Annotated in this window: 19 protein-coding genes and 2 pseudogenes; 5 read left to right on the top strand and 16 right to left on the bottom strand. The window is 43.1% G+C overall.

The window, feature by feature from the left end:
• Positions 1-109: 109 nt before the first annotated feature.
• The 4 genes from M1D90_RS11565 (at position 110) to M1D90_RS11550 (ending at position 3,343) form a co-directional block, all read left to right on the top strand.
• Positions 110-481: a DUF1360 domain-containing protein gene (locus M1D90_RS11565; RefSeq protein ID WP_020451642.1), complete on the top strand. Its 372-nt coding sequence runs from the start codon at positions 110-112 to the stop codon at positions 479-481.
• Between the two features lie 425 nt (positions 482-906).
• Positions 907-2,454 carry a cellulase family glycosylhydrolase gene (locus M1D90_RS11560; protein ID WP_041817446.1) on the top strand — a complete coding sequence of 516 codons (1,548 nt, stop codon included), beginning with the start codon at positions 907-909 and terminating at the stop codon, positions 2,452-2,454.
• Positions 2,455-2,552: 98 nt separating this feature from the next.
• A complete protein-coding gene (locus tag M1D90_RS11555; RefSeq protein ID WP_020451644.1) occupies positions 2,553-2,810 on the top strand; it encodes a YnfE family protein in 258 nt (85 codons plus the stop codon).
• Between the two features lie 26 nt (positions 2,811-2,836).
• Positions 2,837-3,343 (top strand): GNAT family N-acetyltransferase, encoded by a 507-nt coding sequence (locus tag M1D90_RS11550; RefSeq protein WP_197407288.1) that lies wholly within the window; start codon positions 2,837-2,839, stop codon positions 3,341-3,343.
• Between the two features lie 594 nt (positions 3,344-3,937).
• On the opposite strand, the gene M1D90_RS11545 is transcribed toward M1D90_RS11550, so the two are convergent.
• From M1D90_RS11545 to M1D90_RS11505, 9 genes and pseudogenes are all read right to left on the bottom strand, one after another.
• Positions 3,938-5,074 carry an alpha/beta hydrolase gene (locus M1D90_RS11545; protein WP_456282787.1) on the bottom strand — a complete coding sequence of 379 codons (1,137 nt, stop codon included), beginning with the start codon at positions 5,072-5,074 and terminating at the stop codon, positions 3,938-3,940.
• Between the two features lie 357 nt (positions 5,075-5,431).
• On the bottom strand, positions 5,432-5,989 hold the full coding sequence (locus M1D90_RS11540; protein WP_456282786.1) for a TetR/AcrR family transcriptional regulator: 558 nt from the start codon (positions 5,987-5,989) through the stop codon (positions 5,432-5,434).
• A 21-nt stretch (positions 5,990-6,010) separates the two neighbouring features.
• Positions 6,011-7,192 (bottom strand): MFS transporter, encoded by a 1,182-nt coding sequence (locus M1D90_RS11535; RefSeq protein ID WP_456282785.1) that lies wholly within the window; start codon positions 7,190-7,192, stop codon positions 6,011-6,013.
• A 278-nt stretch (positions 7,193-7,470) separates the two neighbouring features.
• Positions 7,471-8,877: a right-handed parallel beta-helix repeat-containing protein gene (locus M1D90_RS11530; RefSeq protein WP_456282784.1), complete on the bottom strand. Its 1,407-nt coding sequence runs from the start codon at positions 8,875-8,877 to the stop codon at positions 7,471-7,473.
• 137 nt (positions 8,878-9,014) lie between these two features.
• Positions 9,015-10,331, bottom strand: coding sequence for a branched-chain amino acid transport system II carrier protein (brnQ, locus tag M1D90_RS11525; protein WP_095290657.1), 1,317 nt, complete (start codon positions 10,329-10,331; stop codon positions 9,015-9,017).
• Positions 10,332-10,850: 519 nt separating this feature from the next.
• Positions 10,851-10,952: pseudogene (locus M1D90_RS11520) on the bottom strand (NADP-dependent alcohol dehydrogenase); the annotation flags it as partial.
• A gap of 499 nt (positions 10,953-11,451) precedes the next feature.
• Positions 11,452-12,552 carry an MBL fold metallo-hydrolase gene (locus M1D90_RS11515; protein WP_095290763.1) on the bottom strand — a complete coding sequence of 367 codons (1,101 nt, stop codon included), beginning with the start codon at positions 12,550-12,552 and terminating at the stop codon, positions 11,452-11,454.
• 210 nt (positions 12,553-12,762) lie between these two features.
• Positions 12,763-14,028, bottom strand: coding sequence for an ATP-grasp domain-containing protein (locus tag M1D90_RS11510; RefSeq protein ID WP_025810008.1), 1,266 nt, complete (start codon positions 14,026-14,028; stop codon positions 12,763-12,765).
• 14 nt (positions 14,029-14,042) lie between these two features.
• Positions 14,043-15,287: an MFS transporter gene (locus M1D90_RS11505; protein WP_023857547.1), complete on the bottom strand. Its 1,245-nt coding sequence runs from the start codon at positions 15,285-15,287 to the stop codon at positions 14,043-14,045.
• Between the two features lie 352 nt (positions 15,288-15,639).
• On the opposite strand from M1D90_RS11505, the pseudogene M1D90_RS11500 reads away from it, so the two are divergent.
• Positions 15,640-15,855 (top strand): annotated as a pseudogene (locus M1D90_RS11500) (Tn3 family transposase); the annotation flags it as partial.
• Between the two features lie 101 nt (positions 15,856-15,956).
• Here M1D90_RS11500 and M1D90_RS11495 read toward each other — a convergent pair.
• From M1D90_RS11495 to M1D90_RS11465, 7 genes are all read right to left on the bottom strand, one after another.
• Positions 15,957-17,018 carry an enoyl-CoA hydratase/isomerase family protein gene (locus tag M1D90_RS11495; RefSeq protein ID WP_456282783.1) on the bottom strand — a complete coding sequence of 354 codons (1,062 nt, stop codon included), beginning with the start codon at positions 17,016-17,018 and terminating at the stop codon, positions 15,957-15,959.
• A gap of 15 nt (positions 17,019-17,033) precedes the next feature.
• Complete coding sequence (locus M1D90_RS11490) at positions 17,034-17,819, bottom strand: enoyl-CoA hydratase-related protein (protein WP_456282782.1); 786 nt, start codon at positions 17,817-17,819, stop codon at positions 17,034-17,036.
• Between the two features lie 80 nt (positions 17,820-17,899).
• A complete protein-coding gene (locus M1D90_RS11485; protein WP_026579633.1) occupies positions 17,900-19,354 on the bottom strand; it encodes a CoA-acylating methylmalonate-semialdehyde dehydrogenase in 1,455 nt (484 codons plus the stop codon).
• 18 nt (positions 19,355-19,372) lie between these two features.
• On the bottom strand, positions 19,373-20,260 hold the full coding sequence (locus tag M1D90_RS11480; RefSeq protein ID WP_149169474.1) for an NAD(P)-dependent oxidoreductase: 888 nt from the start codon (positions 20,258-20,260) through the stop codon (positions 19,373-19,375).
• A 15-nt stretch (positions 20,261-20,275) separates the two neighbouring features.
• A complete protein-coding gene (locus M1D90_RS11475) occupies positions 20,276-21,991 on the bottom strand; it encodes an acyl-CoA dehydrogenase family protein (protein ID WP_149169475.1) in 1,716 nt (571 codons plus the stop codon).
• 461 nt (positions 21,992-22,452) lie between these two features.
• Positions 22,453-23,409 carry a mannose-6-phosphate isomerase, class I gene (gene manA / locus M1D90_RS11470; RefSeq protein WP_423856377.1) on the bottom strand — a complete coding sequence of 319 codons (957 nt, stop codon included), beginning with the start codon at positions 23,407-23,409 and terminating at the stop codon, positions 22,453-22,455.
• A gap of 18 nt (positions 23,410-23,427) precedes the next feature.
• Positions 23,428-25,371, bottom strand: coding sequence for a PTS fructose transporter subunit IIABC (locus tag M1D90_RS11465; RefSeq protein ID WP_149169476.1), 1,944 nt, complete (start codon positions 25,369-25,371; stop codon positions 23,428-23,430).
• Between the last annotated feature and the right edge of the window lie 150 nt (positions 25,372-25,521).

Raw genomic sequence — 25,521 nt, 5'->3', positions numbered from 1 at the left:
GATGGAAAATCGTGATCTACATCACATTCGGGAAAAATGACAAAAAAAGCAATAAGTCAGAAGAAATCGGGAAATAGCTATAGATAACTTTTCATGTTGGAGGCCTGCAATGGAGCATTTATCCTGGCTTACATTTACGATGCTGATTCTCGCCAGTTACCGGCTAACTCATTTGATTGTTTTTGACAAGATCACGGAGTTTATCCGGAAACCGTTCATGAAGAAAAAGCAGACGGTTGATGAACAAGGGCATGTAGAAACGAAAAAAGTGCCGAAATCAAACTTCGGCTATTTGCTGAATTGCTATTGGTGCGCAGGGATATGGTGCGCTTTGATCATTGCTGTCGGGTATCTGATTGTCCCAAAAACGATATTCCCGTTAATTTTAATTTTATCGGTCGCAGGTGGACAGGCGATTCTTGAAACGTTTGTCGGTGTCGCAACAAAACTTGTCAGCTTTTTCTCTGATTTAAAGAAATAAACCATTCCAAGCGGATGGTTTTATTTTTTTGACAATAAAATGACACAAACAGCAGAGAGAACATGTCCGCTTTGTGAACTTTTTACAGCGATTTTTTCCCGGTTGCCGCATTTTAGGCAGAGGGAAGACATTATTTTGAAGAAGAATCAGGTTTTAAAATTTCGAATTGAGAGAAAAAGGAAGCACAAAGTCCCCGGTCATACTTTTTTAGCTTTTCATCATTAGCATTCAGACCTCCCATTTCATACGAAAAGAGGAAATAGATAGATTTTCAAAACGAAAAAAACGTGAAATATGGTTGATAGACAATCAATGAATAGTTTTTTTACAATCAGTAACGTGCTACAAGCCAAGAAAGGGGTGAAAATGTCTGCCAGAAAGTGTTTTTGGAAAATAACATCATTGGAGGAAAAAGAATGTCATACATGAAACGTTCCATTTCTGTCTTCATCGCCTGCTTCATGGTAGCAACACTCGGCATCAGCGGTATCATCGCACCTAAAGCGTCTGCCGCTTCTCAAACACCCGTTGCTGTAAACGGACAGCTCACCTTGAAAGGTACGCAGCTCGTCAATCAAAAAGGAAAAGCGGTTCAGCTGAAAGGAATCAGTTCACACGGGCTGCAGTGGTATGGCGATTATGTCAACAAAGACTCGTTAAAATGGCTGAGAGACGACTGGGGCATCAATGTCTTCCGCGCGGCTATGTATACGGGTGAAGGCGGCTATATTGACAATCCGTCGGTTAAAAACAAAGTGAAGGAAGCCGTCGAAGCGGCAAAAGAACTCGGAATCTATGTGATCATCGACTGGCACATACTGAGCGACGGCAATCCAAACCAAAACAAAGCGAAAGCAAAAGAGTTTTTCAACGAAATGTCAAGGCTTTACGGCAAGACGCCAAACGTCATTTTTGAAATTGCCAACGAGCCGAACGGCGATGTCAACTGGAACCGTGACATTAAACCTTACGCTGAAGACATTTTGTCCGTGATCCGCAAAAATTCTCCGAAAAATATTGTGATCGTTGGGACAGGCACTTGGAGCCAAGATGTCAACGATGCGGCGGACAATCAGCTGAAAGACGGCAATGTCATGTACGCGCTCCATTTTTATGCGGGTACGCACGGTCAGTCTTTGCGGGATAAAGCAGACTATGCACTCAGCAAAGGAGCGCCGATTTTCGTCACAGAATGGGGAACGAGCGATGCTTCCGGAAACGGCGGTGTCTACCTCGACCAATCCAGGGAGTGGCTGAAATATTTAGACAGCAAAAAAATCAGCTGGGTAAACTGGAGCTTGTGCGACAAACAAGAGTCGTCAGCTGCTTTAAACTCCGGCGCCTCTAAAAAGGGAGGATGGTCTCAATCCGACTTATCCTCATCAGGTAAATTCGTCAGGGAAAACATCCGCAGCGGATCAAACGGTTCGTCAGGAGACTCTGGATCGGATTCGAAAGGGTCAGATCAAAAAGACCAGAAAAAGGATCAGGATAAACCAGGTCAAGACAGCGGCGCTGCAGCCAACACGATAGCAGTACAATACAGAGCGGGGGACAACAATGTAAACGGCAACCAAATCCGCCCTCAGCTCAACATTAAAAACAACAGCAAAAAAACCGTGTCTTTAAATCGAATCACTGTCCGCTATTGGTATAAAACGAATCACAAAGGACAAAATTTTGACTGCGACTATGCCCAAATCGGCTGCAGCAAAATCACGCACAAATTCGTCCAATTAAAAAAAGCGGTAAACGGAGCAGACACGTATCTTGAAGTAGGATTTAAAAACGGTACATTAGCGCCGGGTGCAAGTACAGGCGAAATCCAGATCCGTCTTCACAATGACAACTGGAGCAATTATGCCCAAAGCGGCGACTATTCATTTTCTTCAGGTTCAAACACATTTAAAAATACGAAAAAAATCACGTTGTATGAGAATGGAAAACTGATTTGGGGCGCTGAACCTAAATAACGGCACATTAACGGACACCGAATTTGGTGTCCGTTTTCGTATATATTATAATGGAAGGAATGAGGAATATTTTTGTAAACATGAAAGGAGATGGATGTATGAATGAAACATTGCAGCAATACATGATGCTTGTCAAGGAAAACTACGACACGATCAATGGACCTGATTACGCAGGCAAAGAGGAAGACATTGAAAAGCGAAAAAAACAAATCGCGCTTTACGCCAAAACGCTCCAGCAAGGTTTTTCAACAGATGACGACTATGATGAATTCGCAGATGCCGTGATTAAATGCGCATACGGAGATCTGACAATGGAAGAATTAGAAACGGTTTATCGGGAATTAACGTCTTCATAATCAATAAAATAAGGGGGAGAAGAACCATGAAAGATACGATCATGAAGACAGACCGGATGATTTTGCGAAAAATGAGGCGTGATGACGCGGAAAACCTGCTCGAAATCTTTTCTGACCCGACAGCCATGGGATATTATCCATCGACAAAGAATGAAAAACAGACATTGCAATGGATCGACTGGACACTTGAAAACTATGAAAAACATGGAACCGGTCTGTGGGTTGCCGAACATAAACAAACAGGCGAATTTCTAGGTCAATGCGGCATCGTGCCACAGGAAGTCGAAGGATCGGACGAAATGGAAATCGGCTATTTGTTTAAACGGAGCGTCTGGAAAAACGGCTATGCAACCGAAGCAGCATCAGCATGCAAACAGTATGGATTTGAGTCATTTCACCTGAAAAAAATCGTATCTTTACCTGATGCGAAAAATCTGCCGTCCAGAAAAGTTGCCGAACGAATCGGCATGACTTTAGAAAAAACGATACATAAATGGGGAAAAGAAATTGCCGTATATTCAGTTTATCGATAAAATTTTTATTCTGTCTCACTAACTTGAGTATACTTTGAGATTGAGACAGAATTTCTTTTCAATCCTTAACTTCCGAGAATATATATTATGTAAACTAGAAAAAATGAAGGTCAGGATTATGCAATGTTCCTCCATCAGCTGTACGACACAAAACCCTTGGTTGCATTAGCCCATGAACTACTTTCACTAAACTTTGACATAAAATGCAGCCATAATTTCCATTCCTATAACCCATTCTTCGCAAACTCCTTTAACTTACATTGTAATTTTGGCTGGTTTTTTCAACTTTACTTTACTGATTTGAAATGTTCACAACATTATATGTAATAGTTCATTGACTTCAACATCAGCATTCACATGTAATGTATTAACTTCATTCCATACATTAAGCATGCAGTTTGCATATTCATTTAGTTTTAATTGGACGCGATTCTCCCAAATCAACACTCATCTCAGTATCTAGATAAAAGCTTGTATCACTTAAAAACAATGCCTGAAATATGAGAGAGCCGATAACCCTATTACGTGGTTATCGGCTCTGTGTCTGTACGGCTAGCTCTTTGACATGCGTTTATCAGCAACCTCTCGGCTATGTCACTTGTTGCTGGTCTTCTTGATCAAGTCCACGCCATCGTATGCCAGACTTTCCACACTTGCAGCCTTCTGCAGTATGTAATGATCAAAAAAGTTCTTCGTATAGTTTGTAACAAGATTTCGCATCTCCATAGCATCCCGTTCGCCTCTGAGTTCCTCATTAACACTGGTAAACACGATGTCGCAGTAATCTAAATGCGCAGCACGATCAACAGAGAAATAATAGGTTTCCATGCTGTTGTTAGCGCCAATGATCGCATTCATATTATAGTTAGGTTCAGAAAACAGTAGCAAAAAGGGTTTCTTCAGGTCGCTGTCGCGAAGGCCGAACGCACCGCTATCCAAGCCAATCCCGCAGGCGAACCGGTCGTCGTCCCGGCAAACAATCGCCGTCGTAGGCCCTCCATAAGAATGTCCGACTATGCCCATGCCGATGTCAAGCAACAATCTGCCCTTAAAGATGGAATTCAGTTCTCCAGAGTCCAGTTTGTAAAGATAATCGGCTACATACCTTACATCTTCTGCCTGTAATTCACTATACTTTGTTAACTTGGCAAGTATCGGCAGTGTAAGCACGTTACGGCACATCTCAATGGCAGTTTCATCGTCAGGCCGAATCTCCATCTTACCAGCCAACGCCAGCATCTCCGGATCTTCAGAAAACGCCATAATGGCATCCGAAAAATCCTTTGATACATTAAACAGGCGCCCATCTTTACGCTTATACATCGTGCTATTCTGATGGCCGATGCTTACCACAACATATCCCATGCTTGCCAAGTCTGTACAGATCACTGTACCCCATTCTGGAGAACCGCCCCCGCCGCAAACATAGAATAACACCGGATAGCGCTTTTCCTTCCCGGAGAGAGCAAGGTCGTCGTAACACTGGGTCTTGATATCTATAGAGTAAGCATCCTTCAACGCAGTGAGAAGTGGCTGCTCATCAAGCATTTCGTAGACCTCAGGAAACATGTACGTTGATGCAGTCTTGCCTTCGCTACTGTCGGACGGATAGTACACAAACGCCGTCAGTTCTCTTTTTGAGTGGTCTGATGCCGTGTAATCAAAATCCATCTGGGTTCGACCGACAGTATAGCCGCCAATTGGTTCTGGAAATGCGTCATAAGTTTTCATTTTCTTGTTCCCCCTTAATTAATAAAAGTCAGCAAAGTACTTGCTGAAGATTCAAAGAAAAGCCACAATTAGATATAGACACTTCTTAATGGAGGTAACTTAAAATTAATTTGTTATTATAAAAATGGGGGACGGTAATAGACTAAAGTTAGTGAAATAAGAGCTTCTACAAATGAAATCGAAATGATAATCTTATGATTCACAGGTGATTTTCTAGATATTAACTTTTGACCGATATAGTTTAGGAAATAAAACACAAGAAAGAAGCATACGATTCCAAAAATAACTCCAGACAAGCGGCCCCCCCCCTTCTGCCTTTCAACCATGGATTCCAGCTCTAAATTAAATCAGATGCACCTACAATAGTCCGCGCCAAAAAATATCAAATGATATCTCTAAAGACCGTTCAAATGATTGTTTGTTTTCGTATACCAGTTGAATGTTAAGCCCGTCATAAAGCGTAATAAAGCCTATCGCACATTTCTCCGGCGGACAGTTCACATCCGATTCCTTAAAAACATTCGCTACCTGTTCTTTTAAAGTATGCAGATATAAAAGGTATTGGGCTGAAATAAAATCGCTTACTTCAGCAGGCGCCTTAAAGGACATTGCCTGCAAAAAAGCTACATTTGGCAATGCATGAAAACGGACTTGGGTTTCTTTTAAAAAGTCATATATTTGACTCTTTGCAGGCATATGTTTTCTTGAATCGAAGAATTCGTTGATAAATGAAATTTCCTCTTCCACAATCTCGGGGTATATTTCCATCAGCAGCTCTTTTTTTGACGAAAAATGATAAGCGAGAGATTGTTTTCTGATTCCCAATTCTTTTGCAATATGCGACATTTTGACTCCCTCATATCCCAATTCATTAAATTGGCGAACCGCTGTACGCTTTATATTCTCTCTGGTCAATATACCGTCCTCCCCTATTTTTCAGGCTGTTTTTCTCTTCATCATGCAGATATATAAAATATATAATAAAAGAAACAGAAGGTACATGAAAATGGCGGTAATATAGATCTCCCGATAGGAATAAACCGTCGCCACCAAACCTAATAATAAGGACCCTCCGCCAATCCCCATATCGAAAAAATTAAAGAACGTTCCCATTGCATCCTCATGTTCATGCTCTTCCACAAGATTGATACACCATGTTTGGATGGCGGGAAAAATTGAGCCGAATCCAAAACCGTAGCATATAGCCGCTGTAAAAAACATTGCATTTGTTTGCGCGAAATATAATATTGACAGCCCTGCTATTGAAAATAGCGAGGCGGGAATAAGGATGGCGGCAGCTCCGTATCGGTCAAATGTTCTGCCGGAAATAAGCCGTATAAAAAAACTGGCTCCTGCAATCAAAAAGAAAAACATCCCGACACTTTGAAACCCCTTTTCAATCGCATAGAGCGAAAAGAAAGACATAATTCCAGATGCAGCAATACCAACGAATAAAATAAGAATTGACGGAAGCAGCACACGTTTTTCTAATACTTTTAACTTTGCAGTGCCCTTTCCGCCAGTATCCTTTGTTTCCGGCTGTCTGCGCACGAAAACAGCCATTAGCGCCGCCAGCAAAAGAACGGACATCCCGCCTAAAAAAAGTCTTTGAAAATTATAAAGCTCCAGAGTCGCGATACCGATCATCGGTCCAACGGAAACAGCAATTGTCTCACCTACTCCAAAATATCCAATGCCTTCACCCCTGCGCTCTTTAGGAATAATTTCAGCTGCGATTGTTGCAAAATAGGTCGTCGCTAATCCAAACCCGGCGCCATGTATTAAGCGAATCAGTAATAAAGCGGTGACATCAGACGCCAGGTAATAGGCGCCTGTTGAGAAAGCGCTGATCACAAGTCCTAAAATGAGCAAATATTTTTTATTGAACCGTAAAGCCAATGCCCCTGCAAAAGGACGAACAGCAATTGCAGAGATCATAAAAATACCCGTGACATAGCCGACTTGTTTTGCCCCTCCTCCAATAGCCGTCACAAACAAAGGCAATGTCGGCAATAACATTTCAAATACCATAAACAAGAAAGCATTTGCAAGCGTCACAAAAACAAATGACAATGACCATATTTTTGCAGTATTTATTTTTTCTACATTCAATTCCATTTGGCTACCTCTCACTCACTGATTTTATTTTTCTTCTTAAGCATTCACTTTAACTGACCACAGTCAGTTTGTAAATATAATTTTATAAAATTTAAGCTATTAATAAGCAGAATTTAAAAAATAAAACTTGATTAAACTGACTGTTGACAGATAGAAGTTGAGTCGCAAAGGGTATCTTCCAATAAATAAAAAAGCTACTCTCAAAGAGTAGCTTTTGTGGTGCGTGCAGGCATTAAACTTCCATACGCTTCATAAATTAAGCCTGTTTTCCTATGAAATTATTTAACGACCGGCCAAGCCGGTGAAGCCGGATCTAATGTAAAGTCATAAGACGTCTCGTCGCGATACATCGGATCGGCATAAATCGAGTCTTGATCTTGATTTGTTGCATTTTGATACGACGAAAACGAGTTGTATTCATTCTGTTTCCAAATCCACAGACCGTCTTTGCCGGCTTCCTTGTGGTACACGTTATGATTCACTTTATTTCCTTCATTTTTCGTAAAGTCGTTTGCGATAAATATTCGCGAATCGCTTGCTGTGATGATGTTCTTTTCAATTTTGTTGCTTTTTGTGTCATACTGGAGCAAAAGTTGTCCGCCGTCCAGCCCCTTTGTATCATTGCGGTAAACAATATTGTGCGCAATAACAGAATGGCTGGTGCCTCCCCGCTTTTGGTCGTATCCGCCGATAGAAATGCCCGTGTACGCATTCTCATACACTTTGTTGTCGGTTATTTGAATATCATCAGCATATTTCCCTTTATGTTCAGACGTTGCTTCTATCCCGATATCGTTGCCGTAGACCGTGTTTTTCTTAATGTCAATGCTTTGTCCTCCGTCAACATAAATTCCGCCCGCAGAGTAATCATCCCCATAGGCGGGATTTCCGTAAGTGGAGTTATTGTAAACCGTGTTGTTTTCTACGATACCGTTGCGCACAAAATCGTTTTGAGCGGCCGTTCCTTCATAACCGATCAGATCAATTCCAATGTTGTTGTTGTCGCGAACCATATTGCCTCTCACCGTGAAACCGTCAATGTTTCCGTTCAGCACAACCGCTTCACTCGCTCCGAGTGTCAGCTTTTCAACCGTATTGTCCTCGATCTTGATGTCTTTCATGCTGCCGGAGCCATAGACGGCAATCCCGTGGGCATTGCCGTCATCCGCTGTTGTTTTTATATCCCGGACGTGATTGTTTTTAATGGTAATATGACTGCTGGAGCCTGAAACATAAATTCCCATGGCGGTTGCTTCTTCCGATGAAACGGAAAGGTCTTGAATCGTAAGGCCGCTGATTGTGATGTACTGTTGATTGTGAATCTGAATGAGCGGTGTTTCATATTCAGCGTCCTGAATAGATTCTCCGCTGATGACGACTTTTTCATTCTCATAGTTTTGAAATGTGATAGGCTTTTCAGCCGACCCGCTCTCCTTCACATCAAGCGTTTCATGATACGTGCCTTCCCGAATCATAACAGTTGTGCCAGGGACAGCTTTTTTTGCTGCATGTCCCAGAGTTCGAAACGGCTTTTCTTTCGTTCCTTCATTTTGATCATTTCCATCGGGGGAAACATACAAGCTGTTAGCCGGTTCTGCTTCTTTTGCTCCGGTCTTATCGTAAGCAAAAGCGATGATAACAGAAACTAAAATACACGCTGATAAAATAAAATACCATTTTCTCATACTCAGCTCTCTTTTCTTTTCAAAATGGATAAACTAATACCATTATAGAATATCCATTTATGGAAAACCATCGCAAACATTTGAAAGAAAAAGGCAACCCTGTGATCAAAGGGTTGCCTCCATGTTTATGAGTTTATTCAGCACTTCCGCAGTCTATGAATAATATAGCCGCCTATTCCTCCTAGAATCGCCGGAAGCACCCATCCTAATCCGATGTCATACATCGGGAGAAACTGATTGAAAAATTGATTAATAGCTGCAATTTTGAGTCCGGCAGCATTCAGGCCGTCAAACAAGCTGATGATAAAGGTCATTATCAGACTGCCTTGATACACTTCCCTCTTCCCTTTAAATAAGGGATGTAAAAATGTTAAGAATATTAAAGAAATCGCAATGGGATACAAAGTTGTTAAAACCGGCATTGAAACGTTAATCAGCTGTGTTAATCCTATATTTGCTACAAGGGTGCTGAACATTGATAGAATGACAGCAATTTTTTTGTAGGAGATGTTTGGAAACAAGCCGTGGAAAAACGAAGAGCATGCTGTGATGAGTCCCACACTTGTTGTCAGACATGCCACCGTGATCATTAAGCCCAAAAAAACGGAACCATATGGTCCGAAATAATAGGATGAAACCTTCGCTAAAACCTCGGCTCCATTTTCTAATAGACCCAGTTTTTCAACGCTGGAAGCCCCCATGTATGAAAGCGCTGAATAGATCAGAGCCAGGAGCGCTGCTGCAATCGCCGTCGATTTTGCACAAACGATCATGAGCTGTTTTTTGGAGACCGCTCCCTTCTCTTTCATGGCGTTCACAATGATGATTCCAAATACAAAAGCGACAAGGGCATCAAGTGTAAAGTAACCTTCTTTGAACCCTTTAAAAAACACGTGTGATGCATATCCTGCAGACGGAGCTTGAAAGCTTCCGATTGGATGAATAATTGCCGTAACGACGAGTAATCCGATAAATGTTAATTTAATAGGAGTTAAAAATTTTCCGATAACATCAATAATTTTAGTTGGATTCAGAGACAGCAAGCAGGCCACCGTGAAAAATAATACGGTAAATATGATTAAGGCAACAGGGCTTGCATCATGAGATAAAAAAGGTTTAACCCCTATTTCAAACGATACATTACCGGATCTGGGAATCGCGAAAAAAGGGCCGATTGCTAAATAGAGAACAGTCGTAAATACAATGCCGAACAATGGATGCACACGACTGGCCAGAGACTGCAAATCATTTTTTCCTGAAAAAACGAATGCGGTAATGGCGAGTAATGGCAATCCGACTCCGGTCACTAAGAATCCTGCATTGGCTGTCCATACATTCTCTCCGGCCATCTGACCAAGCATAGGCGGGAAAATGAGATTTCCTGCACCGAAAAATAATGCAAACAGCATTAGTCCTATGATTAGGATAAATGAAAAAGGAATTTTTTTTGCCATCATGAGTCCTCCGATTCGGGTTAAGCTATTAGTGCGTTTTAGTAGTCAGCAGTGTAGCACGATAAAAATTTCATAAATGAATGTCCTGAATTATCAGTAAATATTAAATAAAAGTACTATCCTACTATAGTAGCTGTTGCTTGTATTGTCAAAGGTTTCGTCTGTATATGCTTTTACTTTGAAATGGATTTACAAGTTTGTTACAACATGTAAAAATAATAACGGAAAGGAAATTCACATGTGGGAGGTTGTGAAATGCCATTAGGGCCTGCAATCATATAGTATTCGGCATCGTATATGTCATCATGAGAGCTGTGAGGAAATCTAATTGATGGCAGAACGTCTCAGCTCTGACTCTCTTGTCGCAAACTGCACTTTTTCAGAGATCCAAGCCCGCCAATTTCCAAGCGAGACATATAGAATGAAGCTGTATGTCCATCCGCTCCGCTTAAATTGCCGGATCAGGCGAAAAAAGGCCAGTCAAATAAAATGACTGGCCTATCTGGTATTACATAGGATTTACAAAGTGGAGATATCAATCACGAATCGATAACGCACATCGCTGCGAAGTACGCGCTCATACGCTTCATCTACTTGTTCCGCTCCGATGACTTCAATCTGATGAGTTTTCCACTCAATACTTCAAAGAAAATCCTGTTGACGTAGAACACTTGTTAAATTTTTGGTGATACAATAGATATTGACAACTACATACAAAGTAGTATTGATGACGGAAGCTTCAGTGAGCATGATTTAGGAAATGGCATAAAACTTATCCTCACTATTCTCCAACCTATTTTATTACTTCAGTGAGCGAAACTCCAATTGATGAAAACAAGTTTCAGGTCAAGGCCAGGACAAACAGCTATGGGGTATGTAAGTGTTATAACAGCAATCCTTTTAGTGAGCGCATTATATGGCATCGCAACAGGGGCAATTGCCTATTGGATATTTAATATAATCAAGTTTCTTTCAAAAAAATTCAGTCATGATTAAAGGAATGCAGACTAAAAAGTTTGCAGCCAAATAAAATAGAGAAAAAGCCGTCTCCGGTCTGCGCGGGAAACGGCTTTTTTTAGAGTTGCAAAGGATATGACTTGTATACGGATAAACGGCCTGTTTACATATCCCACCAAAAGGACTCGGGAAGCGAGTATTGGCCGTTTAACAGGATTGTTTCACCAATCGCGGGAGCAATCATGTTGGCGCCTTTTTTCTCAGCTTCTTTCAAAGCACGTTCAATCGGCTCTTTCCAGCCATGATAGGCGAGGGTGAACGCGCCCCAGTGAATCAACATCATGTTCTTTCCTTTTACATCTTTGTGGGCTTGTACAGATTGTTCGGGTGTCATATGAATCCCGGACCAGCGTCTGTCATATTGACCGCCCTCCATTAAGGTGATATCAAAAGGGCCGTATTTTTTGCCGATTTCCTTAAAATGTTCATCATATCCTCCGTCGCCGCTCGTATAAAAACGCGTATGTTTTCCGAGGATAACCCAGCCGCCCCACAGGGTCGTGTTTCGATTCAACAACCCTCTACCCGAAAAGTGTTTGGACGGTGTCAAGGCTATCGTCAAACCTTGAAACTCCGTTTCATCCCACCAATTGAGCTCTGTGATTTTTTCTTTCTCAACTCCCCACCGTATCAAGTGTGCGCTGGCTCCGTGGGGAACGAAGAAATGACCGGCCTTTTCCTTCAGTTTTAAGATGGATGGATAATCTAAGTGATCATAATGATCATGTGTGATCAAGACGGCGTCAATCGGCGGCATATCATCGACCATATGCAGGATGTCTTCGCTGTAGCGTCTGCTTCCGATAAATGATACGGGTGAAGCGATTGGACCCAGCATAGGATCTACGAGTATTTTTTTGCGGTCGATGCTCAGTAAAAAAGCGGAATGTCCAAACCACGTTAAGCTGTCTTCGTTACTTTTAACTGTGCTCCAATCGATCTTAGAAACAGGGATTTGACCGGAAGGGTTGCGTTCCTTGCCGCCGGAAACAGCGTCTCTCATCATCGAGAAAACGCCGGAGATTCCGCCCATATCCATTTTTTCTGGAGCCTGATTGACAAATTTGCCATCTGCATAATTGTCAAAGCTTTGATACAGCTTTTTTTGTTCTGTGCTTGGATTTCCCCCAAACACGGGGTGTAAATTGATGAATAACAAAACAGCCGCGCAAAATACGATGATAAAAATGAATAAAAACATCATGATTTTTTTCATTGTTCCTTCCTTTTTAGGATGATATCTTGCTGCTTCCTATTCTACCGATTATACTTGCATCATCGCCAGTGTAACGCTGTACTGTTTGAGATAATACCATCGTAGCTGAATACCGTGCATAACTAAACAGCGAATAAAAATTTAAAGAACCCTTCGAATTTGAAGAGTTCTTTTTTGAGGCACCTTGACATAGACAAGTCATGTGCCACATTTCTTTTTAAATGAAGGTTTCCATTCTGACAAGTCCTGATAAACAAATGTTATATTGTCACATATTTCATAAGCAACTTCATACATATGTTCTATATCCTTAGCTGTAAATAATATACTTCCTTTGCGCCCTGTACTGTCAACAATAGGTGATATGGTGTCACCCTCTTTTACAAATAGATCAATTAATACGACCTCGGAAATGTTAGCTAGCTCATTGTATTTGATTTCTTTTATGCAACCTGGTTTTGGAATCAAGCTTAAAGACATAGCTTGACATTTTGAAGGTACACATCTAAATTCATCTATAGTCTTGGTAGCTAACGCATCATAATAGTATCCAAATTGAGATATGCCGGTTGTTAGTTCCACCATTTTCCATATGTTTCCGCCACCTATCCTAACTTGAGACTCTATGATTATTGGCTTTTTTTGTTTGTCTAACTTTACCTCTGTATGAGTAATGCCGTCTTCCAGTTGCATGTCCTCCAAAAATAGCATTACTTTCTCCATAATTAATTTTTTTTGGGATTCATCTATAGGTGCCGGCATAATAGTATAGTTTATTATAAACGTATCTTCTTTAAATATTTCAGCTGATATAGCTAGTATAGAGTGTTTTTTGTTATAAGAAACGGTTTCGACCGTATAAACTACGTCACCTTCAACGTACTCTTCCACTAAAACAGGTAGTTGAATACCATTATCTTTAATAAATACCTCTACGTTATCTCCCGTGTCTAGCTTAGACACTCCTATACCACCTGCACCAATCGGAGGCTTTATTATAATGCTGCCTTTTTTGTTCAAAAATTCATCAATGTCTTTTATGTTATTGCAAACTGTCGAATCTATCGAAAAGTCTTTGCCTGCTAGAATTTCACGCATCATGTCCTTATTGCGGGTTATCATATTAGCATTGTAAGAAGGTCCTTTAACATTAAAAATCTTTGCAATTATGCAAGCCGTATCTAAGGCTGCTTCGTTGAAAGATACTACCACCTCAAATGGTTTCTCTTTGTACAATTCTTCAGCATAGTATACAGACAAGGGTATATTTGTTGTGTCTATTTCTTTTTTATAGAAACACTTTTCTAAAATAGTTCCATCAAAGTATATGTGTTTAGTGTAAGACCCTATATACGAAACAGTATACCCCCTATCTAAAGCATCTTGTATAGGTTTTGTCCATCCCCCTATAAATAAAATGTGTGGTGTATTTTCTATGTCGATTCCTTTTGATATCTTATACATCATAATCATCTCCTCTATAATGAACTCGTATATTCAATTTCGGTTCCTTTTGATACGCCTCGCCTTAACAACATCATTAAACACAATGTTGTTCCGAAGCCCCCTATAAATAACGTAGTTTGAAGCCCGAATATAGAAACTAAAAATGCACTAGCAAAACTTCCTAATGCCCAAGCTCCCCAATTAAGCGTACGCTGTACAGCATTTACTCTGCCTAGCATGTGACTTGGTGAAGCAAGTTGTCGTATGGTTGCAGAGTAAGGGCCAAATACACCTTCTCCCATGCCATGTATGATACTTGCAGCTACTATACCGTAAACGGTTCCCAAATATCCCATTATCGGTATAAAGGCCAGACCGATAACTGATACAGTAGCGCTATAAATAAGCATTTTTGTATTATTAATTTGTTGACTTTTTTTCATGAGTAATGTATTGCCTATTAAAAATCCCACCGCTGCTGAACCTACAACAAAGCCTATTTCAAGTTCAGATAGACCCATTACCTTATAAAGGAATATTACTAAAATACTATTTAGTATGTATTTAAAAAAACCGTAAACAGCGCCACAGCTTACAATTGGTTCTAATACAGGGTGTTTTTTAAAATATATCAAACCTTCATATATGTCTTTGTATACGGATTTTATATTTGCGTTTTTTAAAGAGCCCTCTGTATGCGGTTTAAACTTTGAAATAAATAATACAAACACAAAACAAACAAAATACGTTACTGCGTCAACAGTGAAAGAGCCTGTTAATCCAACTAGAGTAATAACGATTCCTGCTAGCATAGGACCAATTACTATAGAGAGAGACTCTGAAAGAGCTAGTAGTGCATTTCCTTTTTTTAAGTTGTCTTTATCTGTTAATATTTCAGGCAAGAAAGAGGGAATTGCAATGTTGTAAAACGTAGTAAATACTCCATTCAAAAACATGAGAAACACCAATAAAGGGAACGTTATTATATTTGTTACAGTCAGTATGAATACTGCTAAAAATAAAACGCCTTGACATATACTACAAATTAGCAAAATATTTTTTCTGTGAAGGATGTCTATCAAAGCACCAGCTACTAATCCGAAAATTAGGTAGGGTATGAATATAATCCCACGAAGCATGGCAGCATTTGCCTCACTTGTTTGTAGCACCTCTAATGCAAAAAGAGGCAAAGCTACTATTGTAAACTGGGTACCTAACAAACTTACAGACTGTCCTAGCCAAAGCTTGTAAAAATTAAAATGTATTTTATTTTTCATAATAACCCCCTATTAATTCATATTATTCGAAACCTTGTTATACGCCAGTTCCCTTATTCAGCATTGTTTTGGGCGTAACCTCCATCCATAGTATATCTCCTATGATGACCCTCTGTACGCGTTTGCGAATGTAAAAGCAAGATATCAAAATTGTAGTTTTTGTTTTGATGTTCAACTACAGGTGTAATTATATTGAAACAAATGACCTCAGTTTTTTTAAAAGCTGAGGTACTCTCCAATGATCCTAATGAATGTACAGCATCAATGATCAACGAATTTATAAAACCATATCATTGAACAGGAAACATTTATCGTTGAGATTAGTGTGGATTATGAGAATCACGTGGAGGAATTGAAAAATACAATTCTAATTTTGGATTACATATCAAATGAATCCTTACGTCGTCGTATCAGTGAAAAAAGGTGAGACCATGAATGGCCTTGCGAGCGCCTTATTTTTGGGAAACGAGGGGAATTGGGATGGGAACATATTAATTTTCTTGGAGTATACACCTTTGATATGAAGAATATCGAAAGCTTAGGTTCACTCAGCCCTCTTAATCAATGAATTAAAGCCGATGGTACCTAAGCATATTGTTGGTGGCCCCCCAGATAAAAACCGTGGGAGGTTTACAAAAAAAAGCTGACATTAATCGTCAGCTCCCGCTTTTAAAATCGGACAGATTCAGAAGGTTGGAAAAACCGGTCCACTGCTTCATCGGTTACATCTGAAACGTGCCGGTACTTGTAGTTCGGCGATTGATCACGGTCGATTAGGACGGACCGGACGCCTTCGAAGAAATCGTCGTGCTTCAAAAAGTTCTTCGCCAGCACCAGATCTGTTGCAAAGCATTCTTCCAATGTTTTTTGACGTCCGTCCGCCAGCTGTTTCAATGTGATTTTCAATGAAAATGGCGCTTTGGAAAGCATCGTTTTTTTCACATTCGAGCTAAAAGTGCTTCCTTCGCTTTCGAGCGATTGAAGGATCTCTTCGAGCTTATCATACTTAAAATGACGGTCAATCGCTTGCTGATCACGGACGAGCGTGCTTTCTTGGGAGGGCTTCGTTTTCGATTCGCCGATCAGCTGATCGAGCTTTTCTTCAACGTTTGCAAGACGCCAATCTGTTTGTTCCACTGTTTGGATCAATCGTTCTAAAGCGCCGCTCTCCATGTAGGCGTCTGCCCCATTGATATACAGCACGTCTGCCGCATGGATGACTGATGCCGTTAATCCAAGATATCTTCCTATGTGTCCCGGAGCTCTGTTTAAAAAATAGGCTGCCCCGACATCCGGAAAGAAACCGATATTCATTTCAGGCATCGCCCATTTTGTCCTCTCCGTGACAATCCGGTGGCTGGCCCCGTATGTCAGGCCGACGCCTCCCCCCATGACGATCCCATCCAAGCAGGCGATGATCGGTTTCGGAAATCGATGGACTGCCATATCGACTTCGTACTCTGTTTCAAAAAAGAGTTCGGCTTCTTGCAGGGCCTGTTTTGACGAACGTGCTTCATAGAGTGCCTTAATATCCCCTCCGGCACACAGTCCTTTTGGTCCTGCACCTTTGATGAATACAACAGAAACGTTTTGATCTGTCTCCCACTCGTTTAACTTTTCACCAATCAGACGGACCATGTCGTATGTGAGGGAGTTGAGCGCTTTCGGACGATTCAAAACAATCGCTGCGGCGCCGTTTTGATTAACGGAAAACAGCACATCATCGGACATCTGGATCCACTCCTTTTATGAATGATGAAAGTTTGGTTTGCGCTTTTCGACAAATGCGTGAATTCCTTCTTTGGCATCTGAAGTGACAAACAGCTCGGCGAATCTGTTTCGCTCTCTCTCCAGTGCCTGTTCCATGCTTTCAGAGGCGCCCTGTACGACACATTCGACGGCGCGCCTCACGCTGGTCATGCTTTTTCCTTCGATAAAAGACGACGCGACCCCTTCTGCCGTCTTCATCAGTTCCTCCCCCTTTACCGCCATCTGCGCAATTTTCAGCTCTACCGCTTCTTGAGCTGAAAGCGTTCGGCCCGTCAGGATGAGATCGAGTGCTGTCGCTGTATCCGTTATGTTGCGAAGCCGCTGTGTACCTCCAAACGCGGGAATCAAGCCGAGCTTTAATTCGGGAAGGCCGAGTGTTGCATCGTCTGATACGATTCTGAAGTGGCAGCTCATTGCGAGTTCCAGGCCTCCGCCAAGAGCCGGTCCGTTCATCGCCGCAATGACGGGCTTATTGGAAGCTTCGATTTCATCACAGAGCGCCTGGCCCCCTTTTGCGAGTGCCAGCCCTAGTTTTTGGTTCCCGAGTTTTGAAACAAATTCTTTTATATCCGCTCCCGCCACAAAAAATCGTCCTTCTCCTGTGACGATGATCGCTTTTGTCTCCTCGTCGCGGGCCAATTCCCGAAAAAGAGAGCGCAATTCGGCGATACAGGAAGAAGAGAGTGTATTTGCCGGCGGATTGTTCAACGTGACGGTCGTGATGCTATGTTCTGTTTTAAGTGTGGCATATTTCAAGTTCAATATTGATCCCTCCCTGTTGAAATAGAAAAGGCCCCTCTGAAAAAATCTGTTGCGCATGAGAGGGAGCCTTATGTTAAGAATTAGAACCAGCGTTCGGTGACGACCTTTTTGCGCGTGTAAAACTGGACGCCATCTTTTCCGTTTGTCCCAAGGTCTCCATAGAAAGAGGCCTTGTTCCCTGCGAAGGAGAAGAATGCCATCGGAGCTGGTACGTTGACATTGACGCCGATCATTCCGGCATCGATTTTGTCGCGGAACTGCTGGGCGCTTTTCCCGCTCGACGTGTAAATGACAGCGCCGTTGGCAAACTTGGATTGATTGGCGAGCTCGATCCCCTCATTAAGGTCTTGCACGCGGACGACGCTCAAGACCGGCGCAAAGATTTCGTCCTGCCAGATTTTCATCTCCGGTGTTACATGATCGAAAATCGTGGCTCCCACAAAATATCCTTCCTGAACATCCGGATTGCGTCCGTCCACGGCGAGTGCGGCTCCCTCTTTTATACCACTGTCGATATAGTCAAGAACGCGTTCTTTATGAACTTCGCGGATCAGCGGGCCGACAAAGTGATCCTCTGATCTGCCATCCCCTGTCTTCAGCTTCCGTGTTTCAGACACGAGCATTTCCATGAAGTCATCGGCGATGTCATCAACGACCGCCGCGACGGAGCAGGCCATACAGCGTTCTCCGCTGCTTCCGAATGCAGCCCCGATGATGCCTTGAACCGATTTTTCAAGATGACAATCCGGCATCACAATCGCATGGTTTTTTGCACCGGCCAGAGCCTGAACGCGCTTCCCGTTGGCTGTGCCCGTTTGATACACATATTTTGCGACCGGTTCTGAACCGACGAAGGAGACGGCTTTAATATCATCGTTCTCCAATATTCCGTTTACAACATCCTTTCCTCCATGAACGAGGTTCAGCACACCTTTCGGAAACCCTGCTTCATAAAACAGCTCGACAAGCTTTCCGGCAAGAATAGGAGTGCGTTCCGAAGGTTTCAGGACGAACGTGTTTCCGCAAGCAATGGCGAGCGGAAACATCCACAGAGGAACCATCATTGGAAAGTTAAACGGCGTAATACCGGCGACGACCCCCAAAGGATAGCGCCAAATCGATCCGTCGATGCCCCCAGCTATCGCGGGCAGGGATTCTCCCATCATTAAAGTAGGTGTGGCTGTCGCAAGCTCAACAACTTCGATTCCGCGCTGCACTTCGCCTCGGGCGTCTTTTAACGTTTTGCCGTTTTCCGTCGTAATGATGTCTGCCAATTGTTCTTTTTGCTCTTGAAGAAGCTGCAAATATTTATATAAAAGTCTCGCCCGATTGGGGACAGGCACAAGTGACCAGGTCTGATAAGCGTGTTTGGCAGCCTGCACGGCATGATCTACATCCGCTCTCACAGATAGGGGCGCATAAGCGATGACGTTTCCGTTTGCAGGATTGACGACTTCTTCAGCTTCCGTACCTGAGGAATTCACCCACTCCCCGTCGATATGGTTCATAATTTTCTTGGCATTCGTTGTGATCATGTACTTTCTCACCTCTCCTTACCGATAAGTTGTCTTCTGTTCGCTTATTTTTTTGTATAAAACAGACATATCTTTGTCGCCGTATCCATTTTGATCGGCTTCTTCATAGATGCCGAAGAGAATCTTGCTCACCGGCAGTTCAACCTCATTTTTCTCAGCCAAATCCAGTGCAAAGCCAAGGTCTTTCAGCAGCAGCTTCAAAGAAAAGCCAGGTTCATAGTTTTCATTCGCTATGAAACTTTTATAGTTGCGCTCATAGATTCGGCTCTGCCCATAGCTGACGTTCAGCATCTCAAACAATTTTTCGAGATCGAGATTGCTGTTTTTGGCAAGGTGCAAGGCTTCACTGATGCCGGCTGTATAAAAACCGATTAAGAGGTTGTTGATCAGCTTCGTATTCGTTCCGCTGTCGATGTTTTCGTTCACATGAAAAATATTCTCGCCCAATACGTTGAAAATAGGCAATGCTTTATCAAAAACAGACTTCGGCCCCCCGACCATAAAGGTAAGCGTCCGGTTGACCGCTCCGATTACACCGCCGCTGACCGGCGCCGCAAGAAAATCAATTCCTTTGCTTTTCGCTTCCTCTGCAATCCGGATATTCAGTTCAGGAGCGACCGTGCTTGTATCAATCAGAAGGACGCCTGGTTCAGCCAGGTGGACGAGCCCCTTTTTCCCCAGAAAAACCTCCTCTGCAGCTTTTGATGAAGGAAGGCTTGTCAGGATGGCGTCACACTCTTTTACCATCTTTTCAACTGAAATCCCGATCGTTCCCCCTGCATGATGCAAGGCCAATTCAGCTTCTTTGTTAAGGTCCGTTCCATACACCGCAAAGTTCTCCTGAAGCAAATTTTTCGACATGGGCAGACCCATGTTGCCCAAACCGATAAACCCGATTTTTTTCAAACGGTTTCCCTCCGATCACACCGTATATTTTTCATGAGCGGCTATTTTCTCTGCGATTTCGCGTTTTTGAGCAAACAGATTGCTGAAAAGGGGCAAAGTAAGGCTGTGAGCCTCTTCCAATTCGAGCTTTCTTTCGGCTTCATCAGATTCTATGCCTGATAAGGCGGTTACCGCCATCTCTTCAATTTTGCGGAAGCCTTCTTCACAAATAACGTTCGTCATCATTTCTTTCAACCGTGCTTTTTCGCTTCCGTATCTTTTGGTTGCCTTTTCGGTCCGGAGGGCGGCGGATTCCATCACATAGAGTTCTTTTTGCATGTCGGCGAGAATCCGCGCGTATTCCTGCTCCTTTTGAATGTTCACGCGGGAGCGTTTAAGCGCTTTTAATGTTTTGCCGAAAAGCCTGTTGGACAGCTGAATAAACCGCCGGTTTCGGTTTTCCCCGCTGCTTAATTGAGCTTCCGGCTCTGAGATGCCGTTTTGCTTCACTTCTTTCATCATCAGTTTGGCGATCGTCAAACGGTTAATCTCGTTTGTCCCTTCGAAAATCCGGCTGATCCTCGCGTCCCGGTACAAACGTTCGACTTCGTACTCCTGCATGTATCCGTAGCCGCCATGAATCTGCACCGCCTCGTCTGCATTTCGGTCGAGTATTTCGGAGCAGTGAACTTTATTGATCGCGCATTCGGATGCATAGTTTGTGAGTTTTCTCAGTCTGTCGTCTAATGGCTCAGCCGAATTTAAAACATGGTCCAGGCAGTCTGCCGTTCTGTAAGCAGCGCTTTCGGCGCCGAAAATCGAAATTGCCATGTCGGCAATCTTTTCTTGAATCATTGAAAAACCGATGATCGGCTTGTTAAATTGTTTGCGCTGTTTGGCGTAGCTAACGGCAAGGTTCAATGCTTGCTTTGCCATTCCAATGTTCGAAAACGCGAGCTTTAAGCGGGCCATGTTTAAAATGTTCAAAGCGACGTGATGACCTTTCCCGACATGACCCAAAACATTATCGTTTGGCACCTCGACTTCTTCGAGGATTAAGGTTGCCGTCGAAGACCCTTTGATTCCCATCTTCTTCTCTTCAGGTCCGATGGAAACGCCTTTAAACGAACGTTCGACGATAAATGCTGTCATGCCTTCCGCCGTTTTTGCAAAGACAACATATACATCAGCTACTTGCGCGTTCGTAATCCACTGTTTTTCCCCGTTTAAAACCCAGGCTGTTCCTTCCCCATTCAAGACGGCCGTCGTTTTTGCGTTTAAAGCATCTGAGCCTGCGCCCGGCTCTGTCAGAGCATATGCTCCGATCCATTCGCCCGATGCCAGTTTCGGAAGGTATTTTCGTTTTTGTTCTTCTGTTCCATAATAAATATACGGCAATGTCCCGACGCCCGCATGAATATTAAAGGAGACGCTGAACGATCCGCCGGCTCCCATTTTCTCTGCTACTAACCCGGAAAGCTTCTTGCTGAGTGAAAGGCCGCCGTATTCCTCAGGAACTTCGATACTGAGCAATCCGAGCTCTCCCGCTTTTTGAAACAATTTTTTCACGCTTTCGTGATCCTGCTGATCGATCGATTCAAGAAGGGGCGTGACTTCATTTTTGACAAATGATTCTGTCGTTTTTGAAATCAGTTGATCTTCCTCTGTGAAATCTTCAGGCGTAAATCCTTCAGCAGCCGATTCGTGTTGAGAAATCAAGGGTTCATTCCATCGAATTTTTGCTTTCCCCATTGCTTTCCTCCTCGCTTCCGCTAAAAAGAGTGATAAACTGAGATAAAAAGACGATGAATCCGCTTACATTTTACCTGATACGAATCATCGTCTCCTTTTCTCATCCAGATAAGGACCAACCAATTATGAAGGGCACGGTTGTTTCGGTCATTTAACAGGCTTTTCTTCTGCCTGTCGCCGGAACACAGCCCCGCTTTTTTGTTTCATGAAGCAACTGTTCGCGAAAAGCTCCGGGCAGTGCAGCTGATGTGTAAGTTATGAAGCTTTTAATATCAGCTTATCAAATAATTGGAAGATTTCCAAATGTTTTTTTGGTTTACTCTATTTTACTTGTGAAAGCTTGGGAATATGCATTGTCCGCCTTGTGGCGAACGCGTTTTGGCAAGCCGGCATGCTTTTTTTGAAAAAATAAAACAGACCATCGTTTTGATGGTCTGTTTAGAAAGTTTACCGTTGATGGCTTATTCATTTGACAGGCTTGAGACGATACATTCTGCACGGCCGGCGATTGTAAATTCTCCAAAGCCCGCAGGCAGCAGCATGTGATCTCCTTTTTTAAAAGAAAAGTCGTTGCCGCAAGACGCATTGATCTGCCCTTCCCCTTCTATGACGCTGACAAGAAGAAACGGTTTATCCTGTTTGAAACAGGCTGATCCTTTTACATCCCATTTTGCTACTGAGAAATAAGGACACTCGATCAGTGCGGCAGTCTTGACATTACCCGATGTTTCATATTGAACATCTTCGCGGCCAGGCGAAGACGGGACGTCGATCACTTCTATGCTTTTTTGCAAATGGAGCTCGCGCAGATTTCCTTCAGCATCTTTTCTGTCATAATCATATAGTCTGTAGGTTGTGTCTGAATTCTGCTGCGTCTCCAAAATCAAAATACCTTTTCCGATCGCATGGACGGTTCCGCTCGGCACATAGAAGAAATCTCCCGGCTTCACTTTGACGCGGCGCAAGAGTTCGTTCCATTTCCCGTGTTCGATCATTGAGACCAGTTCTTCCCGCGTTTTGGCATGGTGGCCGTAAATGATCTCCGCATCTTCTTTACAATCAATGATATACCAGCATTCCGTTTTTCCAAGCTCCCCGTTTTCGTGCAGTTTTGCATATTCATCGTTTGGATGCACTTGTACGGATAGGTCTTGGTCGGCGTCCAAAATTTTTGTCAGAAGAGGAAAGCGGTCTCCCTTTATATGTCCGAATAAATGGCGATGTTCATTCCATAATTCGCTGAGTGTGAGCCCTTTATACATGCCGTTTTTCACGACGCTTTGCCCATTTTGATGGGCGGCGAAAGCCCAGCACTCCCCCGTTTGTTCGGATGGAATCTCGTAGCCGAAAGAGGCTAAAGCTGTGCCGCCCCAAATTCTTTCTTTAAAAACAGGCTCGAAAAATAATGGTTCAGTCATGACGGGCATCCTCCTTTTTTAGATGATTTCATCCAGAAGTTTGTATGCTTCTACTTTTGTTTGAGCAGAGAGAAGCTTGTCCCTGTAGGTGTCATCCATCAGTTTTCGGGAGAGCATTTGCAGAAGCTTCAGATGCTCGTTTCCCCCGCTTTCTTTCGGGACGGCGATCATAAATATCAGTTTGGCGTCAGTTCCGTCAAGACTCTTCCAGTCGACGCCCGAACGTTTGATGCCGAATACTACACTCGGCTTCTTGACGGCGTCAGACTTCCCGTGCGGGATCGCGATGTTCATGCCGATTGCCGTTGTCCCCTCTAATTCGCGGTTCATGATCGCTTGTTTAAATTCGCTTTCCGAATGCAGTGCACCTTTACGGGACAATTTTTGAATCATTTCATCGATAATGTCGTCTCTCGTATCCCCTGATAAATGAGGTTCGATCAAATCTGTATCAATGATGTCAGTGAGCTTTTTAATTTCCGGTATTTCGGATTTTTTGCTTTCCGCTTTTATTTCGATGTTCGGCTGCGGAATGTCATGAACTGCAGCAGTCTCACTTGCCCCTGCAGGAGCGGCTGCGACCTCTTTTTTGAGTACATTGACCAAAAGAGCGGTGACCAGGGATCCGGCAATAACGGCGATGAAGAACATCAACACATGATCGACAGCGCCAAGCACTGCTACAATCGGTCCGCCGTGGGCGACTCTGTCCCCTACATTACCGATCATGGCGATCACAGAACCAGTCATTGAACCCGCCATAATACTTGGTATGACGCGAAGCGGGTCCTGTGCAGCAAACGGTATGGCACCTTCAGTAATACCGAATAACCCCATTGTAAATGCTGCTTTTCCCATTTCTCTTTCTTGCGCCTGAAATTTTCTTTTTCCTAAAAACGTTGCGATGCCAAGCCCGATCGGAGGAATACAAATGGCGACGGCGATCGGACCCATAATTTCATAGTTTCCTTCACCGATCATGGCTGAACCAAACAGGAATGCCACTTTATTGACGGGGCCGCCCATATCAAACGAAATCATCGCCCCTAAAATTAATGCCAGAAGAATCGAACTTGAGCCCTGCATACCAGCCAGCCAAACCGTCAAAGATTCAAAGATTTGCGCGACAGGCGCGCCGATCAGCAATACGAATGCCAAGCCGACAATAAGCGAGGAAACCACCGGTATGATGATGATCGGCATGATCGGCTGAATGGCTTTTGGCACTTTTAATTTTTTGATGGCCAGCGCCGCATATCCGGCTAAAAAGCCCGCGATAATGCCGCCGAGGAACCCCGCACCGCTTCCGCTGCCGTAAAAGCTTCCTGTCGCTGCGATGTATCCGCCGATCATCCCTGGCACAAGCCCCGGTTTATCGGCGATGCTGTAGGCAATATAACCGGCTAAAATCGGGATCATGAATGAGAATGAGGCAGCCCCGATTTGCTCAATTGTTTTCCAAAAAGATTCATCAGGAATCACTAACCCTTTCGGCGTTTTTTCACCTCCAAGCGTCAGTGCGACCGCAATCAATAATCCGCCGACGACGATGAAAGGAACCATAAATGATACACCGTTCATTAAATGCCGGTAAATCGGATTTTGTTTTTTCTCAGTTTGAGCTGAGGCTTCCGTTTTCGCAGCCGGCCGATAGACAGGTATATCGCCGCTGATCGCTTTTTGTATTAATTCTTCCGGTTTTCGGATGCCTTCCTGAACACCGACAGCCAGAAGTTTTTTCCCGATAAAACGGTCTTTGTTGACCGAGCGGTCTGCGGCTATGATAATCGCGTCTGCCTCGCGGATTTCCTGCTCGGTCAGCTCATTTTCCACCCCGATGCCGCCTTGTGTTTCGACTTTCATTTGAACGCCCATTCGATCGGCCGCTTTTTGCAAATTTTCCGCAGCCATATACGTGTGGGCAATTCCGTTTGGACATGATGTAATCGCTAACAGTTTCATGCGAATCCTCCTTCTGAAACTAAAGTAGTGAGCAGCTCTTGTCATTACTTTATAATAAAAACATGCGTGTAAAAGCGTTGTTTTTTACCGCATGTTCCGGAAAAACCGGCTTTTTTAAAAAAACCGGACTACAATAAGGGGCGACTTGTA

It is taken from the genome of Bacillus sp. JZ34 (assembly GCF_053903205.1).
Note: the sequence above shows the minus strand (reverse complement) of the source record. Positions and strands in the feature narration are given on the sequence as shown.

What these genes read in the sequence shown, in the direction of transcription:
- M1D90_RS11565 (WP_020451642.1), top strand. Translation starts at nt 110, where the DNA reads ATGGAGCATTTATCCTGGCTTACATTTACGATGCTGATTCTCGCCAGT.
- M1D90_RS11560 (WP_041817446.1), top strand. Translation starts at nt 907, where the DNA reads ATGAAACGTTCCATTTCTGTCTTCATCGCCTGCTTCATGGTAGCAACA.
- M1D90_RS11555 (WP_020451644.1), top strand. Translation starts at nt 2,553, where the DNA reads ATGAATGAAACATTGCAGCAATACATGATGCTTGTCAAGGAAAACTAC.
- M1D90_RS11550 (WP_197407288.1), top strand. Translation starts at nt 2,837, where the DNA reads ATGAAAGATACGATCATGAAGACAGACCGGATGATTTTGCGAAAAATG.
- M1D90_RS11545 (WP_456282787.1), bottom strand. Translation starts at nt 5,074, where the DNA reads ATGAAAACTTATGACGCATTTCCAGAACCAATTGGCGGCTATACTGTC.
- M1D90_RS11535 (WP_456282785.1), bottom strand. Translation starts at nt 7,192, where the DNA reads ATGGAATTGAATGTAGAAAAAATAAATACTGCAAAAATATGGTCATTG.
- M1D90_RS11530 (WP_456282784.1), bottom strand. Translation starts at nt 8,877, where the DNA reads ATGAGAAAATGGTATTTTATTTTATCAGCGTGTATTTTAGTTTCTGTT.
- brnQ (WP_095290657.1), bottom strand. Translation starts at nt 10,331, where the DNA reads ATGGCAAAAAAAATTCCTTTTTCATTTATCCTAATCATAGGACTAATG.
- M1D90_RS11515 (WP_095290763.1), bottom strand. Translation starts at nt 12,552, where the DNA reads ATGATGTTTTTATTCATTTTTATCATCGTATTTTGCGCGGCTGTTTTG.
- M1D90_RS11510 (WP_025810008.1), bottom strand. Translation starts at nt 14,028, where the DNA reads ATGTATAAGATATCAAAAGGAATCGACATAGAAAATACACCACACATT.
- M1D90_RS11505 (WP_023857547.1), bottom strand. Translation starts at nt 15,287, where the DNA reads ATGAAAAATAAAATACATTTTAATTTTTACAAGCTTTGGCTAGGACAG.
- M1D90_RS11495 (WP_456282783.1), bottom strand. Translation starts at nt 17,018, where the DNA reads ATGTCCGATGATGTGCTGTTTTCCGTTAATCAAAACGGCGCCGCAGCG.
- M1D90_RS11485 (WP_026579633.1), bottom strand. Translation starts at nt 19,354, where the DNA reads ATGATCACAACGAATGCCAAGAAAATTATGAACCATATCGACGGGGAG.
- M1D90_RS11475 (WP_149169475.1), bottom strand. Translation starts at nt 21,991, where the DNA reads ATGGGGAAAGCAAAAATTCGATGGAATGAACCCTTGATTTCTCAACAC.
- manA (WP_423856377.1), bottom strand. Translation starts at nt 23,409, where the DNA reads ATGACTGAACCATTATTTTTCGAGCCTGTTTTTAAAGAAAGAATTTGG.
- M1D90_RS11465 (WP_149169476.1), bottom strand. Translation starts at nt 25,371, where the DNA reads ATGAAACTGTTAGCGATTACATCATGTCCAAACGGAATTGCCCACACG.